16 protein-coding genes and 2 pseudogenes are annotated in these 16,504 nt (G+C 45.8%); 9 read left to right on the top strand and 9 right to left on the bottom strand.

The window, feature by feature from the left end:
• Window positions 1–94 precede the first annotated feature (94 nt).
• Window positions 95–931, bottom strand: a complete 837-nt coding sequence (locus CRO25_RS27480) for a helix-turn-helix transcriptional regulator (protein WP_063567074.1) — start codon at window positions 929–931, stop codon at window positions 95–97.
• Window positions 932–1,049: 118 nt separating this feature from the next.
• On the opposite strand from CRO25_RS27480, the gene CRO25_RS27485 reads away from it, so the two are divergent.
• The gene (locus tag CRO25_RS27485) at window positions 1,050–2,054 is read left to right on the top strand and encodes a Gfo/Idh/MocA family protein (RefSeq protein WP_079697144.1); all 1,005 of its coding nucleotides are present in this window, start codon (window positions 1,050–1,052) and stop codon (window positions 2,052–2,054) included.
• Window positions 2,055–2,075: 21 nt separating this feature from the next.
• Window positions 2,076–3,023: an aldo/keto reductase gene (locus tag CRO25_RS27490; RefSeq protein WP_063567072.1), complete on the top strand. Its 948-nt coding sequence runs from the start codon at window positions 2,076–2,078 to the stop codon at window positions 3,021–3,023.
• 91 nt (window positions 3,024–3,114) lie between these two features.
• On the opposite strand, the gene CRO25_RS34045 is transcribed toward CRO25_RS27490, so the two are convergent.
• The 3 genes from CRO25_RS34045 to CRO25_RS27500 form a co-directional block, all read right to left on the bottom strand.
• Window positions 3,115–3,243, bottom strand: a complete 129-nt coding sequence (locus CRO25_RS34045) for a hypothetical protein (protein ID WP_256863760.1) — start codon at window positions 3,241–3,243, stop codon at window positions 3,115–3,117.
• A 110-nt stretch (window positions 3,244–3,353) separates the two neighbouring features.
• On the bottom strand, window positions 3,354–4,373 hold the full coding sequence (locus CRO25_RS27495; protein WP_063567071.1) for a Gfo/Idh/MocA family protein: 1,020 nt from the start codon (window positions 4,371–4,373) through the stop codon (window positions 3,354–3,356).
• A gap of 27 nt (window positions 4,374–4,400) precedes the next feature.
• Window positions 4,401–5,177 carry a sugar phosphate isomerase/epimerase gene (locus CRO25_RS27500; protein ID WP_063567070.1) on the bottom strand — a complete coding sequence of 259 codons (777 nt, stop codon included), beginning with the start codon at window positions 5,175–5,177 and terminating at the stop codon, window positions 4,401–4,403.
• A 143-nt stretch (window positions 5,178–5,320) separates the two neighbouring features.
• Here CRO25_RS27500 and CRO25_RS27505 point away from each other — a divergent pair, with 143 nt between their 5' ends.
• The gene (locus tag CRO25_RS27505) at window positions 5,321–6,139 is read left to right on the top strand and encodes an AraC family transcriptional regulator (RefSeq protein WP_072735598.1); all 819 of its coding nucleotides are present in this window, start codon (window positions 5,321–5,323) and stop codon (window positions 6,137–6,139) included.
• Window positions 6,140–6,364: 225 nt separating this feature from the next.
• Here the strand turns inward: CRO25_RS27505 and CRO25_RS27510 are convergent, their stop codons facing one another.
• From CRO25_RS27510 to CRO25_RS27530, 5 genes and pseudogenes are all read right to left on the bottom strand, one after another.
• The gene (locus CRO25_RS27510; RefSeq protein ID WP_079697145.1) at window positions 6,365–6,961 is read right to left on the bottom strand and encodes a hypothetical protein; all 597 of its coding nucleotides are present in this window, start codon (window positions 6,959–6,961) and stop codon (window positions 6,365–6,367) included.
• A 26-nt stretch (window positions 6,962–6,987) separates the two neighbouring features.
• A pseudogene (locus CRO25_RS27515) lies at window positions 6,988–7,874 on the bottom strand (diaminobutyrate--2-oxoglutarate transaminase); the annotation flags it as partial.
• Window positions 7,861–8,592, bottom strand: coding sequence for a thioesterase II family protein (locus tag CRO25_RS27520; RefSeq protein WP_079697146.1), 732 nt, complete (start codon window positions 8,590–8,592; stop codon window positions 7,861–7,863). The pseudogene CRO25_RS27515 and the gene CRO25_RS27520, both read right to left, overlap by 14 nt.
• Window positions 8,589–9,104: an ACP S-malonyltransferase gene (locus tag CRO25_RS27525; protein WP_079697147.1), complete on the bottom strand. Its 516-nt coding sequence runs from the start codon at window positions 9,102–9,104 to the stop codon at window positions 8,589–8,591. The genes CRO25_RS27520 and CRO25_RS27525 overlap by 4 nt, the downstream gene beginning before the upstream one ends.
• 6 nt (window positions 9,105–9,110) lie before the next feature.
• Window positions 9,111–9,401, bottom strand: a pseudogene (locus CRO25_RS27530) (acyltransferase domain-containing protein); the annotation flags it as partial.
• A gap of 533 nt (window positions 9,402–9,934) precedes the next feature.
• Between CRO25_RS27530 and CRO25_RS27535 the strand changes: the two are divergent.
• The 6 genes from CRO25_RS27535 to CRO25_RS27555 all read left to right on the top strand — a co-directional run bounded on the left by CRO25_RS27535 (window position 9,935) and on the right by CRO25_RS27555 (window position 16,297).
• Window positions 9,935–10,633, top strand: a complete 699-nt coding sequence (locus tag CRO25_RS27535) for a response regulator transcription factor (protein ID WP_079697149.1) — start codon at window positions 9,935–9,937, stop codon at window positions 10,631–10,633.
• Window positions 10,634–10,653: 20 nt separating this feature from the next.
• Complete coding sequence (locus CRO25_RS33595; protein WP_179132278.1) at window positions 10,654–11,196, top strand: hypothetical protein; 543 nt, start codon at window positions 10,654–10,656, stop codon at window positions 11,194–11,196.
• 17 nt (window positions 11,197–11,213) lie between these two features.
• The gene (locus CRO25_RS27540; RefSeq protein ID WP_179132279.1) at window positions 11,214–12,095 is read left to right on the top strand and encodes a HAMP domain-containing sensor histidine kinase; all 882 of its coding nucleotides are present in this window, start codon (window positions 11,214–11,216) and stop codon (window positions 12,093–12,095) included.
• Between the two features lie 144 nt (window positions 12,096–12,239).
• Complete coding sequence (locus tag CRO25_RS27545; RefSeq protein WP_079697151.1) at window positions 12,240–12,998, top strand: ABC transporter ATP-binding protein; 759 nt, start codon at window positions 12,240–12,242, stop codon at window positions 12,996–12,998.
• Window positions 12,999–13,001: 3 nt separating this feature from the next.
• Window positions 13,002–15,404, top strand: a complete 2,403-nt coding sequence (locus CRO25_RS27550; protein WP_079697152.1) for an ABC transporter permease — start codon at window positions 13,002–13,004, stop codon at window positions 15,402–15,404.
• A 35-nt stretch (window positions 15,405–15,439) separates the two neighbouring features.
• On the top strand, window positions 15,440–16,297 hold the full coding sequence (locus CRO25_RS27555) for a hypothetical protein (protein WP_072735603.1): 858 nt from the start codon (window positions 15,440–15,442) through the stop codon (window positions 16,295–16,297).
• Window positions 16,298–16,504 lie beyond the last annotated feature (207 nt).

Below are 16,504 nucleotides of genomic sequence, written 5' to 3' on the forward strand. Positions count from 1 at the left end.
TATACGGATTTAATTTATCTATAATAGACTTGATTGAACGCTCTGTCAAACGTCGAAGATTTCCACAGAATCAAACAAACGGACATCATTACATTTAACTATGGTAAAGCCCGCGATAATCCGTTGGAGTCATTCCCTCATGGGCTAAGAACTGGCGGTTAAAATAACTGGCATTGGGATACCCCGCCTCTTCTGCGATCTGTCCAATGTTGGCCGTTGGCCGTTCCAGCAGCCACTGCTTCGCCATCTGCAACCGCGAACGGGTTATAAATTCCATCGGGGTCATTTCCACGGCACTCTTGAACATTTTGCAAAAGTAATACGAACTCACACCCGCCATATCCGCCCAATCTTGTAACAAAAACGGTTGGCATGCCTCCTGCTGCATCTGTGGAAGCAGTCCAAGGATACGGCTCTCAGCCTTGCTTGTGCGTGTGCTTTTCAGTGGAACCGCATGCTGCACGAATTCGGCCAGCACAGCGTAGGTCAGGGTAGATAGTTGGGCAGGACGCAGCATCCGGTTCTGCTCGGCTTCATTCAGTAGGGCCATATGTGCTTCTTCCCATGGAGCCTGCTGCCGCAGCGTCCACAACAGGTTGCGATGCAACCCCCGCTCAATCATATAATCATGCAGCCGTTCACCGTAAAAATGAACCCACCGCACATCCCATGGATCATCTTCGCTGCTGTAGTAATGCTGCCGCTGCTGTGGGAAATATAGTACAGCCTGACCCGCACGAAGCTCATGCACTACCCCCTCCACTTCCACGTACCCCTTGCCCGCAGCAACGTAGTGAATATTGAAGTTGTTAAGCGCGCCAGCCTCTCGTAATACGGTGTGCTCAGGGTGGTCGACATAAAGTCCAACGGATTCTGGATAACAAAAATACGGAATATCCTGTAGGGTTAACAATACAGTCTGTCTCATCATGGCCCATTCTCTTTTCTAAACAATATTGTGTTAACTCATTTCAATATATTATCATTTTAATTCATTCATCTATTACTTATAATCACAATATACATTCATTCATAGGAGGAAACAACAAATGAATTCAGATCGAAAACTGCGCTGGGGAATTCTTGGTAGCGCTAGCATTGCCGTAGGATCCGTTATTCCAGGTTTGCAGCAATCCGAGTTGAATGAAGTGACTGCCATTGCTAGTCGAGATGAAGAAAAAGCAAAACAAACTGCTGACAAACTCGGCATTCCTCAAGCTTATGGCAGCTATGAAGCTTTGCTTGCTGACGATTCCATTGATGCGGTCTACATCCCGCTTCCGAACCATCTGCACCGGGAATGGACACTCCGTGCCGCAGAAGCTGGTAAACATATTTTGTGTGAGAAACCACTGGCACTGACGGAGCAGGAAGCTCGGGAAATGGTGCAAGCCTGCGAAGACGCTGGTGTGCATCTCGCTGAAGCTCTCATGTACCGACATCATCCACGTTATGATCAGATTAAGGATATTATCGCCAGCGGAGAAATTGGTGAGATCCGCGGCATTCATAGTACATTTTCGTTCAACAGTTCAGGCTCAACAGGTAATGTTCGCTTTCGGCGTGATTGGGGCGGCGGTGCGCTGTATGATATCGGCTGTTATTCCATCAGTGCAGCACGCTTGATACTTGGCCAAGAGCCTTCGGCGGCAACCGTCATTGGCATGTTTTCCCCTGAACATGGTCATGTGGATATGATGGCTTCCGGCTTGCTTGAGTTCGACAATCATATTGGCGTCACCTTTGACAGCAGCATGTGGGCAGCCTTCCGTAACACACTGGAGGTACTTGGAACGGATGGCATCATTGAGGTTCCTTCTGCCTTTATCAGCAATCGGGATCGGAGCTCCAACTTCTTCGTAACTGTTGACGGTGAACGTAAGGAGATTGAAGTCCCACAGGTCAATCACTACTCCCTCCAGGGCGACGATATGGCACGAGCTGTGCTTCAAGCCAAAGCTCTGCGCTTCGATCCATCCGATGCTATAGCCAATATGAAAGTACTCGAAGCTTGTCTTCGTTCAGCGGAAGAACGTACACGTATTACACTATAAGTAGAGAGGATGAACTGAATTATGGAATACATTGAAATTGCTGGTGCAGGTAAACCTATCTCCCGACTGATTAAAGGAACCGATTATTTTTACCATGATTCCTATGAGAAAGCAGCTACGAACATGGATGCATTCTTGGCGATTGGCGGTAATACCGTTGACTCCGCGCATATTTATTGTGGCGGGCAGAGTGAAGAAGTGCTCGGACGTTATATGCAGGAACGGGGTAACCGTAACGAGATCGTTATTTTGACCAAAGGTGCGCATCATGACCAGAATGGCCCACGCGTTAACGCTGATGCTATCCGCAGTGACCTTCTAACCAGTCTGGAACGGTTGCAAACGGAACATGTGGAGCTATATGCCCTGCATCGGGACGATCCCAACACACCCGTTGGAGTGATTCTCGAAGCATTGAACGAACATATTGAATCCGGCAAAATCGGCGCGATCGGCGCCTCCAACTGGACCTGGCAGCGGCTAGAAGAAGCTAATGCATATGCAGCTGCTAACGGTCTGAAAGGTTTTACATTCAGCAGTCCGAATCTCAGTCTCGCCAAAGCGAATGAACCGTTCTGGGCCGGCTGTGTATCGGCAGACGATGAAACACTGGCATGGCATGAACGCACCAAGCTTCCTTTGCTGTCCTGGTCTTCCCAGGCTCGCGGCTTCTTTACCGGAAGGTTTACACCTGAAGTGCGGGACAATGAAGATCTGGTTCGTGTATTTTACAGTGACGGCAACTGGGAACGTTTGCACCGAGCGGAACAATTAGCCGAGTCGAAAAAGACTTCCCCCATCCAGATTGCTCTCGCTTATGTATTAAATCAGCCGTTTCCAACCTGTGCGTTGATTGGTGCCCAGAATCAGGCAGAATTGCTCTCCTGTGACGAAGGTTCTCGTATCACACTAACTCGTGAAGAACTGGATTGGCTGGATTTGGGCAGTAATGTGAAACCAAGCGTGTAAAACTGGCATACACTTTTAATTCAATCTTGATAGTGAAAGGACTGACTCTTCCGCGATGTAGCGGAGTGGTCAGTCCTTTTTGGAATGCCAGCTAACCATTCAACCATTGTAGCCATGCCGCAGGCAGGATCAATAATCGCTTTTCGCTAGGATCAGCATATCGCCAAACTTCGGGTCCAGACTTGTCCTCTATTACGGATTCTACCCATCTGGCTGTCATGAAAAAGTAATAAAAAGAGACTACCCGCCAGAAATATTTCTCTGGAGGTAAGCCCCTTTTTAATATGAGATAGTCAAATTTTTAAAGTAATGACGATGATATCGTTACGATTACAGCTTCACGATTTGACCAGTCTTCTCGGATTCAAATGCTGCCAGAATCACTTGCAGGGAACGCAGACCTTCTTCACCGGAAATGCTTGGAGGTGTTTGCGTTACAATCGACTCGACAAAAGCGTCAATAACGCCGCTTGGTACTTGTTTCTCGTTGGTAGACATTGCGCCTACTTTGTATGTTTCAACCGTACCGTTAGTCAGCTCAACGATAACCTCGTCACCATCTACCGTTCCGATCTTCATCACACCATTTTCACACCACAGAACCGTACTGTTATCTCCTGCTCTGTATTGTGTCCAGCTCGCTACCAGCGTACCGATTGCACCGCTCTTCATGCGAAGCAGGCATGTTGCGTTATCGTCCACTTTGGTGTTTTCCTTGTGCAGTGTGCTGATGAAACCAGCAACCTCGGATACTTCATCATCCAGCAAATAGCGGATAAAGTCCGATTTGTGCACGCCCAGGTCACCCATGGCTCCCATAATCGCTTCTTCTTTGCGGAAGAACCAGCTTTCTGCACCGTCTACGCTCCAGCCTTCCGGACCTGGATGACCAAAGGAAGTACGGAAATTCAGGACTTTACCGAGTTTGCCGGAGTCCAGAATTTCTTTGGCTTTTACGTGTGGAGGCATCAAACGTTGGTTGTGTCCAACCATCAGATACACACCGTTTTTCTTGGCAGCTTCAATCATTTGCTCGCCTTCTTCGGTAGTAACCGCCATCGGTTTTTCCACCAGTACATGTTTACCGGCATTCGCAGCAGCAATGGCCATCGAAGCATGCAGGTAGTTCGGCGTACAAACGCTGACCGCATCCACTTCTTCGCTTGCAAGCAATTCTTCGTAGCTAGAGTAAGCTTTACCGCCGTAAGTTTCGGCCATCTTCTCCGCACGCTCCACGATCGGATCGGCAAAAGCGACAAGTTCTACGTTCTCATTGGCAGCGTACTCTGGAATATGTCTGCGCTCGGCAATGGCTCCACAGCCGAATACAGCAACTTTAATTTTACTCATGTACAGATGTCTCCTTTGACAAATAAATTAGAATTGGTTCAAGTAATTCTGTTTCAGCCAGTTATGGCTGTTGGCTACGCTTTCAAGCGGTGGATTCTGGCAAACGTCCTGTTCCACGATCAGCCATTCTACACCTGCACTTGTAGCCGCTTCAATAACAGCTGGCAGATTAACGGAACCTTGTCCCAGTTCCAATGTCTTCATTTGGCCCTGTTCGTCTTTACTGAAGTCTTTCAAGTGAAGCAACGGCAGACGACCTGCATATTTGTTGATATACTCAATCGGATTTTGTCCAGCAAATTGCACCCAACATACGTCCATTTCCACTTGAACCGCTTCAGGTGTCGTTTGAACAAACATTGCATCAAAGGCATTTTCGTCGCCAACCTGACCGTGGAATTCAAAATCATGGTTATGATAACCGAAGATCAGACCTTGTTTAGTCGCTTCTGCACCATATTGTTGCAATTCGTTGAACAGTTTGGTCCAGCCTTCTGCATTCTCTGGACGATCTTCAGGCATCAGGTAAGGGCAGATCATATATTGAGCCCCAATAGTTTTGAGGTAGTCGATTTGTTGTTGCAGATCTTCACGCATAGCATGCAATGAAACGTGGCTGCTAAAACCTTTTAGTCCAAGCTCATCCAATAGCGCTTTCATTTCTTCGGCAGGAATGTCACCATATCCGGCGAATTCGACACCTTCATAACCAAGCTCTGCTACCTTGCGCAAAGTTCCACGGAAATCTGCTGCAGTTTCATCACGGAGTGTAAACAATTGCAAACCAATATTAAGTTTTTTCATAATAGATGCACCTCTGCTCTCAAATTTGCTTTCATTGCTCTATCTGGTATCATCCTAACGCAAAACAGGCTAGAATGAACATATACAATATCGTCAGAACATGAACTATCTGATCAAATTTTTAAATTTGGAGGATACATCTTTTGGAAACCTCAGTACTGATCTGTGACTATTCCTATCACTATAAGGCGTTTAACCATAATATGAAGGGCGAGTTGCAGACTTATCTGTTCCGTCTGCAAACCGAAGGCTCTTGCAAGGTATATGTGCAGGATGAAGAATTTAAGATGACTGGCGGCGATTTACTACTGCTTAAACCCGGAGACGATTACTATCTCGTGGTAGAAGAACCTCATAAGGAGGGCAGGTTGTCCAGCGGAGACTATTATTTGTTCTGTGAAGGGGAATGGATTGATAGCTGGTGGAAGCGTCATCATCGATCCACAGTGAGCCACATCGGGCTGGATGATAAATTGGTCAGTCTCTGGCGCAGTATGCTCCTGGAGAAACGCCGTGGACCGCTGGAGGAAAATATAGAACTGAATGACGTACTGCTGCGTGGTTTGTGTCTGTATATCGATCGGGCCATCAAGGAGAATATCCAGACGGATCGTTCTGTTTCTTCGACACTGAAGCTGAAACGATTCATTGAAGAACATGCCACTGTGACCTTCAAACTCGAAGAAGCCGCCCGCTACGCAGGACTGAGCCTGTCTCGTGCGGTGCGATTGTTCAAGGAGCACTACGGCCAAACGATGATCCAGTATGCGATTGAGATTCGGCTGAACGCTGCCTTGGAGCGTATGAAGTACAGCGATATGACCCTAGAGCATATTGCCGAAACATGCGGCTTTGCAAGCTATTCCTATTTTCACCGGGTATTCCGATCCCACTTTGGAATGTCCCCAGCTGAATATCTCAAATCCCAGGCCCATCAATCCATTGATCTGGAGCATTTATAAGTGTAGTTGTATATTAGAAGATTTTTTCGTCAGTTAAGGTTAGATCTAAACCTCAAAATTAAAAACAACAATTTTCCTTCACCAGTTCGTGAATAGAAAACTGTTGTTTTGTTTTTTTTGAAGATGAACTATATCTGTTCTAAGCTCTCTCCATTAACAGGTATGCCATTCGTTTATCCAAATACTCCTTTAATACCTTTCTTTTCCTTTTTCTGCAAAATGAGCTCATTTGCAATTCAGCGGGTGCATATATACGTTACTGGTCATAGCCACTTGGACCTCCAGATTTTCTTCCACATCTGGATAAGAAGGTGCTTCGCTGCCAAGATCAGCCGTATGCTGATACATCGCAAGATAATTATAAATCGGGATATTCAATCGCCCTGCATTTATGTCGTTAAGTACGGAGGATACCATTGGATATCTCTGCTGTATGTCCGATTCTGTAAGCATAGAAGCCATGTTGATATTATGCTCCCTCAGGAACCGAATGGGCTCTTCCATATTGTCGATGAACGGATGTTCGGAATGTGTGTCCAGTACACAAGGAACAAAGTCAATAAATTCACCAATAAAATCATGGAAATGTTGTTGGCCATATATTCTTCCCGTGTGCACCAGTAAGACTGGAACGCGGGTCAACGGATATACAAATTTCAATATTTCTCCGTAAACCCTGCTTGGCAACTGCCATGCCCGTTCGTGTAAATTACCCATCCCATCTCGATCCATCGAATATGAATAGTTAAATAGTTCCCATTCATGCTCACCTATCATTTGTTTATGATGTTGTACCGCCTGATGAAATTCGTTCAATTTCATTACAGAACAGATTTCTTCCTGTGACGTACCAACAGGAATTGATTGCCCCGAAACGTCCCGTTATGCTCACCTGCACCCCAGATGTCCAATTCCGGCTTTAGGAGTAGCATAGACATCGGCAGACCGTAACCGCTTATTGATTTGGATAAAGCAACAATATCCGGTACAATCTCTGCCCTCTCAAAGGAAAAGAAGCTTCCAGTTCTGCCGCATCCAACCTGAATATCGTCGCAGAATAGGAGAATGTCGTGCACGCGGCACAGCTGCTCCAATCTTTTTAACCAAAGAGGAGATGCAGGGCAACACCACCCTCTGCCTTTATCGTCTCAAGGATTATCGCCGCAGGCTTATCGATCCCGGAATGATCGTCATTCAAAATATGTTCTATGTATTCAATCGTGTCGAAATTGTTCATGAATCCTTGCGGGTAAGGCATAAATGTTACCTTCTCCCTTACGACTCACCGCATTACTTGTAGCAGCAAGGCTGCCGATGGACATACCGTGGAATGCCCCCATAAACGAGAAGACATTGGTTCTGTTCTTTACCTTTCGTGCCAGTTTAAGTGCCGCTTCAACCGCGTTGGTTCCTGTGGACCCACAAAACTGCAGTTTGTAGTCCAGTCCTTTGGGCTCCAATATGCTGCTGACAAACTTGTCAATAAACATTCTTTTCGCCTCCGTGTACATATCCAGGCCATGGGTCATACCATCATTCTCAATGTAATTGATCAGGCAGACTTGATGTAGTCATTGTTGTGACCGTAGTTGAGTGCACCCGTACCGGCAAAAAAATCAATGTAAGCCTTGCCGGATTCGGCATAGATTTTGTCATTTTTCGCTTTCGTGAAAACATCCTCAAATACCCTGCAATACGAACGAACGTTGGATTCATGCTTCTCAAATGTCAGCATAACGATTAGTTCCCCCAGCTATCAGATTAGGTATGGAATGAAGCAGGATTTGATTGATGCGATTTACAACCTCCGCTGTATGCTCATTGATGAAAAAGTGTGATCCCTGAAATGAATGATAAGTGCACGGCAAAAGGGCATAATTTTGCCACTCCAGCATATCGCTGCCCGCTATATCCGACTCACTGCTAAACAGACTGACCTGCCCACTAAAAACAGGTTCCTGTCCTTCTCTTTGATACTGCTCTACTGCCTGTATATCATTTCTCAGAAGTTCAAACACAAAGTCCGAGAACTCCCTGTCTTCGGCTAATGCGGCAGGAATGCCGCCCAATTCGTACATTTTTACTCGAAATTGGATCGGATCGAGCAAATGATGGCCTCTGGATTCATACAAATGCGGCGGCTTCATTCCAGACAGAATAACCTGTACCGGCAATCTCCGATTCAAAAGAATCAGTTTGCTGTAAACCTCCAATAAAACCAGGGCACCCATGCTGTGACCAAAAAGACAGTAATCACCGGAATCATACTCATCAATCTGACGTACCACATGATTCGCCATCTGCTGAATGGTCGAGCAGGGACGAAGTCGATTCTGTAGGCTTCTTCCCGGCAATTCAATGGGTATGAGCTCTATCTCAGGGTTCAAATATTTCTTCCATTTCAAATAAGTAAAGGAAAAACCACCTGCGTAAGGTATGGTGTATAATTTCATGCGCCAGCCCCTCTCCTTAATGGCATAAAGGAATTCAGTTCAGACCTCATTTCTGTAGATTCATAGCTGAAGACATGTAGATCCGGCTCACTTTTTTGAAGAATCCGGGTCAGGATTCGACCACTTCCAAGTTCTATCAATATATTGACGTTTTGTTTTTTAATGTATTGGATGTTTTTCTGCCATTGCACGGGCATACAAAGTTGCATGAGTAAATTCTCAATAATGGAGTACTTGGTATAGGGTTGAGTTGATACGTTGGAGATCACGGGAAATTGAGGTGGTGCAATGGAGCATTGTCTTAAAAATCCATGTAATTCATCAACAGCATCCTGCATCAGTGGAGTATGGTATGGGGCGTTGCCAGTAAGACGTTTGCAGTAAGCTCCTAGACGGGCAGCCTGCCATTCAGCGATGGCAACATCATGTTCCTGCCGGCAATGGCAACCTGGTTGGGAGAATTGTAACAGCTGATCCAGACAGCATCTCCCTTGGCTCTTATATGCCTGCATAATTCTTCAGTCATTGTATGATCGATACCGTTCACCACACTCATGACAGCCTGTTGGTTTCTGCATCTCTTTTACTGCTAACTCGGAGCGATAGGTAACCAATGGTAATACTTCCTCAAAAGGGAGTGCGCCAGAACAGGTCAGGGCTGCATATTCCCCCAGGCTATGCCCCGCGAGTAGTGCAGGAACATACCCGTATTGCTCCTGCATATGCCTAAAACATGAAACGTTGGCTGTTACAATCAGAGGAGCACTTACAGTTATATTCGTTAATTGTTGATGGGGGTCACGAAAACAAACATCATCTACATTTTAGCCCAGCACATCAGAGGCTTCTTCAAATGTTCGTCGGACAGTGATACTTTCGTCGAACAGAGCTTTCAACCTTTGCGCTGGGAAGACTGTCCTGGAAAAGTAAATGCATACTTGTTCATGCTTTCACCTCTCACCAAAACTTTATAAAATTCATCCTATACGAATGCTGACAGCTACACGACGATCCATATGAAAATCGAGATAACACGAATTTTGGAAATTAAATAGGAAATTCAAATCATACGATTGTAAATCTAGTATTTTATTCGTGTTAATTCTCCCGATTTTCATGTAAACTTTTACTTTATATATCATTTAATTGAATATAATACATCCTTATACATATCAAAACTTAGTAAAATAGTACCAATATAAAAATAATTAGTCAATAATGCAATTCACTTTCTTATTATTTAATTCCTCTATTATTCTGGTGAAAAATGACATGAAATAGGATGGAAGCTAACAAATGCTGACAATCTCTTAATCTAGTACTCTTTTCTGGAGCGATTAACATGAACTCTAAACGCAAAATTCTCATTATCGAGGATGAACACGATATCTCGCGTATTCTACGAGACTACTTGACGAAGAATCAGTATGAAGCAGCAGTAGCAGGTAATGGCCAGGGCGGCTTGCAGATGATGGATATGCTGCAGCCGGATTATATCATTCTGGACATCATGCTTCCGGATATGGATGGCATTGATGTATGCCGCGAAATTCGGAGACGAAATAACATCCCCATTCTTATTCTGAGTGCGAGGGGAAGTGATACGGATAAGGTGCTCGGGCTTGGATTCGGGGCGGATGACTATATGACCAAACCTTTCTCCCTAAGTGAGTTACTGGCCCGCATCAATGCTCATTTCAGAAGATATGATAGTGTGAGCGCTGAACAAGACCATACCCATATACTGCGTCTGGGTAACCTCCAAATTGACAAGAAAGCCTATAAGGTCACCGTCGACGGGAATGAGGTTTCTCTCTCCGCCAAGGAATTTGAATTGCTGTTTCATCTGGCTAATCACAAAAATCAGGTTTTTTCCAAATCCCAATTGCTTGATGCGATCTGGGGATATGCCGCCTATGGCGATGAGAATACCGTTACTGTGTACATACGCAGATTGAGAGAGAAAATTGAGGCTGACCCTTCCCATCCATCTGTTCTGAAGACGGTGTGGGGCGTCGGATACAAATTCAATTATGAATAAGCAGGAATGGAGACCACTACATGTCATTATCCACCTGGACCAAACGCTGGCTCAAAACTTCATTGACTCTCCTAGTTATTCTGATTGGATGCAGCCTTGTCTTCTTTCTTAATTTGCTCATTGGAAGACACTCAGGTGAGACAAATCTGGCCATCAATCAGGTTCGTCTCAGGGTTAACCCGATTCTGCTTCAACTGGAGCAAAACCATGAACGACTAAATGAGCCGGATCTTCGAGATCAACTGCACTTCATCGCTGAGAAAAGCGGCCTTGACTTCGACTATGTCGGATTGGACGGAATGGTGATACTGTCCTCCACTCCTTCCTCCGAGGGAACACAGATCAATTTGCGATCTGCTTTGCATTATGATCTGAATCATGCATTGGTGGCCATGGACGGAAGCCAGTCGCTGAACATTGCCTTTCCTGTGATGGACGGACCGGGTGGCGGGCAGATTGGCAATGCCATTTTTACGATTCCACAATCACTTGTCATCGTCAAAAGTCCTCTACATTCACTTTTTTCGTCCTGGGAACCCTGGTTATCATCTCTATCCTCCTAGGATTCCTCCTCATATTCATGAAGCGTAAGATCAGAAAACGGATGTTGTCCCCCATCCACCAGTTGAAACAACATGCGGAATCCATTCTCAAAGGGCAGTATAATGACCAGATTCAGTATAACCGGATGGATGAGATGGGCGAACTTTATGCCATGCTGGATTTGATGCGCACGGAAATCATGCATTTGAGTGAGCAGCGTATTAGACAAGAAAAAGCACAAAAAGAACTGATTACGAATATATCCCATGAACTCAAAACCCCGATTACAACGGTAAAAGCATACATAGAAGCCATTCTTGAAGGGCTGTGCTCTGATGAGGAGACGCTGAAGGAATATATGGAGATCATGCGTACACATACGGACAAAACAGCTCGTCTCGTAGAGGACCTACTTGTACATGCCCTGCAAGAGCTGGGCCAGATATCGATGGAGCCGCGTGAGGTTTACAGCCGTTCCGCATTTGAAACGATGTTGAACCCCATTGGACATAGCGTACGAATGAACGGTCTGAAGTATGAGGAGCCGGAGTACATTCCCAATGTTCTTATCCGAATGGACCCCATACGAATTGAACAGGTCCTGTCCAATCTGGTTTCCAATGCGCTCAAACATACCGTCCCGGGAGATTCTATTCGGATTAACGCGGAACTTGATTTAGGTAAATTGAGGATTAGTATCGCCGATTCAGGGCAGGGAATCCGAGCTCAAGATATGCCTTTTGTATTTGAACGATATTTCAGGGGAAATGCCTCACCTTCCGCAAGGAATATACATGAGGGTACCGGTCTCGGTTTGTCCATCTGCAAAAGTATAATCGAAGCCCATGGAGGACATATTTCCTTTTCCAGCAAAGAGGGTCAGGGCACCCTGTTTCAGTTTACTCTTCCAATCTGCTGAGCATAGAAGTTCATTTCCAACCTTCTTTTCTTCATCTCAATCCATTTACCAATAGGGCTGTAATACTTTATTCATAATTTGATAAGCCTTTCTCAACATCCCCCTATTAGAATGAATCGTAAACTGCCATAGGGAGTGATCTGCTTGACCAAAACATCCATTATCCGCGCTCAAAACTTATGCAAGACATATAATACTGGAAGCGAGCAATATCATGCCATACGCAATGTTGATCTTGATATTTATGAAGGGGATTTTACCGTCATCATGGGTAATTCCGGCTCAGGCAAATCAACGCTGCTCTATCTGTTAAGCGGACTGGACCAAGTAACAGTCGGCGAGGTTTATTTTCAGGATCAGCGTATTGACGCCTATAGTGAGCGGGAAATATCCGAATTCCGTACCCGTAGAATCGGCTACATCTACCAAAGTATCAATCTGGTGCCCGATCTTTCCATCCAGGACAACATCGCCTTGCCAGGTTACATTGCCGGAAGCAAAAAAAGTGAGGTCAAGGAACGTGCCACCCACCTCATGAAGGCAATGGATATCGACGGACAGAATAGCCGTCTCCCCTCCCAAACCTCGGGTGGCCAGCAGCAACGAGCAGCTATTGCACGTGCGCTGATCAATTCACCGGACATCATCTTTGCAGATGAACTCACGGGAAGCCTCAACTATGAGCACGGGAAAGCCGTGCTGGATATCCTGACCGATATCAACCGAAAGGGACAGTCTGTTGTGATGGTTACGCATGATATCAAGGCAGCCTGCCGGGCGGATCGTCTGATCTTTATCCGGGATGGCAAGGTTGGAGGTATTCTCGAGTTTGACAAATATGACGAACACCAGATCCAGGATCGGGAATCGATGGTCTTCGCGTTTGTGTCGGGAAAGGAGTAATTTATGGCTGCTATGTTGAAACTGAGCCTTTCTTACCTGAGCAAAAATAAGACACAGAATCTGTTTATCACCTTGCTCATTTTGCTATCTACACTACTGGTATCTACTGCGGTTATTATTCTGGCCAACACGGGCAATCTGTTCAACGAAATGCACACCCGGACCAACGGGTCCCATCAAATATTGACGTTTGATAAAGGACTGAATGACCCTAAAGCCGTCTATGAATGGTGGGCTGAACAGGACGGAGTTGAGGTTTCAACTTTGCTCACGTATCGTACCTTGTCCGGAATCGCCTTCAAAGGCATGGACATTCCCAACCTTTATCTGTACATGATGAATACCCCTCAGCCGCCCTGGGCCGTCGATGAACTGATCTTTTCGAGTGGTGCGCAGAGTTCGGCTCCCGAACAAGGGAGCGTATGGATTCCCACTTCAATGGCGAATGCCTATGATATAGCCGTAGGAGATACCGTTAATTTCAAAACAGGGTCCTCCGCGCTTGATCTTCGGGTATCCGCGATTGTAGTCGATGTACCTTACGGTGCACCATTCACCAATGCGGCAAGGATCTGGATGAACAGTACAGACTACCAGAATGACTTCCAGGCACTCGCAGGAAAAGATAATTATATGATGGGTATCCATTTTGATGTTTTTCGAACCAACTCCAGCTATTGGGATCGTTACAACAGTGAGACCCATACCCCTTTCTTGGAAACCAAGATGGAGTTTGAGAGTATCTCTTCCTTCTATCTGATTATCAATCAGATTATTGGATTCATTATGATTTTCCTGGGTGCTGTCATGATGGTTATCGCTCTCATCACCATTGGATTTACCATTTCGGATGCCATTCTGGCCAACTACAAAACAATAGGGATTCTGAAATCACTGGGATTGACCTCCGAGAGAACCATCGGTACCTATGTTATTCAATATGCTTTGCTGTCCATCATTGCCGTTATTCCAGGACTGGCGCTGAGCGTGTTTGTATCCAAATTCATTATCAACATTTCTGTGTCTTCTCTGCGAACTGGCAATGGAGATGTACCGATGGAAGGCATCGGAGCAGCCATGTTAGTCGGCATACTGCTGTTTGCGCTGGTAATATTATTCGTTGTGTTATACGCCAAAAAGGCGCGCAGCATCGAGCCTGTTCAAGCCATCCGCTACGGTATGTCGGAAACAGAAAATACCCGCTTGGCCCGACGAATGAATTCGCCTCTAGCCAACCGGATTGGATTTGCCCGGCTGCCAGTAGCCGCCGTCATTGGCATACGAAATCTGATCAAGAATACCAAGAGCTCTGTTCTGATGCTGCTGTTAACCACGATGGCTGCCTCTGTGCTTGTCCTTGGATATGTTGTACTGACCAGCATTACCGGAATTTATCAGACAGCTGCCAAGTGGGGCTACGACAATGCTAACATCGCCGCCGTCGTTGTGAACAAATCTACCTTCCCCAAGGATGAGTTAAAGCAGGTGCTGGAAGAGGACCCTCGCATCAAAAATGTGGGCTGGCAAGGGAACATCACCGGAGTTATCCTTCCAGATGATTCAACCGACGTGGCCAGCCAGTCTACCAGTCTTTATCTAAGAGTACTGGATGGAAGCTATCAAGATCTTGGTTTTGAGACGTTGAGAGGAAACAATCCGGAACTCGAAAATGAAATTTCAATCGGGGTTAGTGTTGCCAAGATGTTCAACAAGGATATTGGAGATCTCATTGATCTCTACATTGAAGGAGAGAAGCGCACGTTCATGATTTCGGGCATCTATCAGGCCATCTCCGACTTGTCGGTATCCGGAAGAATCACAGCTCAAGCGGTTCGAAGCGTGAATCCGGATTACGGAGATGTAAATGTGGCGTTTATCAATGTCAATGATCCTTCACAGGCAGGAGCCATTGCTAACCAATTGAATGAACAATTCAAAGACTCTGCTTCCATCGTCACGCAGAAAACCCTGCTTGATTCCGTATATGCTGAAGCTGCAAGCATTTTCGTTTACCCCATGGCTCTCATCGGTCTGTTGTTTATTCTCGTTACGTTTATCATCATTTTTAGTACCTGCCGAATCAGTATTCGTAAAGAAAGCAAAACCTACGGTATTTACAAGTCCATAGGCATGACTTCTAGAAGAATTCGATTGTCCGTTGCCATGGGCGTTGCAGCTCTATCCGCCATCGGCGCAGTACTTGGAGTCGTTGTCGGTGTGTATGTGCTGCCGCGTCTGCTTGAAAAAGTCCTATCGGGATACGGGATTGTACAGATTCCTCTCATTTTGAACTGGGGAGGCATTATAATCTTTGCTTGTCTAAGTATTCTTGCCGCAGCTCTTGGCTCCTGGGTATCCTCGAGAGTGATCCGAGATGCATCCCCACGTATCCTGGTCGTTGAATAATACATGAACATATGAAGGATGAAGGAGACAAGAACATGCGAAGAGTATACAAAAAGCTTCTGGTTGCCCTGAGTTCAGTCAGTCTGTTGGCTGCATGCACGAATAACCCCATCACATCACCATCCGAAGGCAGCACTTCACAAGGTGCAGAGTCCGGATGGATGAAGTTGATTAGCAGCAACGCCATAGACAAGGAGCTTGCTGAAGCAAGCCTGCAGGAGGTTTCCAATACACTGATTATTGAAAATTCCGTTGGAAATATTGAGATACGTCGCAGTGAAGACAGCGGGCTTCATGTCCGCACAACCCTTCAGGCATTAAACAATCGTTCTGGTGAATCTACGCTGGAAGAACTCGGCCAGAATGCGGAAGTCTCCTTGATAACCAAAGGAAAGAGGACGTCCGTCCAGCTTCAAGCCAAAGGACAGGATGGAACGGATATATGGTCCTGGGCCAACAAAAATCTGGGGAACTCCCATTTTACTGTTAACTATGTTGTGGAAGTTCCTGCCCAAGTCGCGGAGTATGAGATATCCACCGAGGTAGGCACTATTTCACTCACCGGTCTGAAAGGCAGTTATGATATATCCAACAATACGGGATCGATTGAACTTGCCGAAGTTGAAGTGGACGGAAAATCATCGATTACATCCGATGCAGGCACTATTCGTCTCGATCTGAACAACCTTGCCGAAGGAAGCCAGCTCAAAGCTTCAACAGAAGTAGGCACGGTCACAGCCATTCTCCCAGCCAACCTTGCATACACGTTGAAAACAGCGACAGATTTGGGCAAAGTCTCGGGTGCGGCAAAGGGAAAAACAGACATTAATGGCGGCGGCCCTTTGCTCTCCATACAGACTTCCTTGGGTTCCATTTCAGTGGAGAACAAATAATTGGTTAAGCTCATTAGCTGGTGGCAATCCGCTTATCCTTAATTAAGTAAAGAGATTCTAGGCTTGTGTCCATCGAAAAAGCACGCAAAAAGAGTCCTCTACAATCCTTTATTGAACTGTGACCCTGTTTGTAGCCACTTTTAAAAAGGAACCTTCGTTCTCAAGCAGCAATCAGATGGCTTCTGTATTCATCAGGAGTCATCTTTT

The organism is Paenibacillus sp. RU5M (assembly GCF_900221055.1).
Taxonomy (GTDB): Bacteria; Bacillota; Bacilli; order Paenibacillales; family Paenibacillaceae; genus Paenibacillus; species Paenibacillus marchantiae.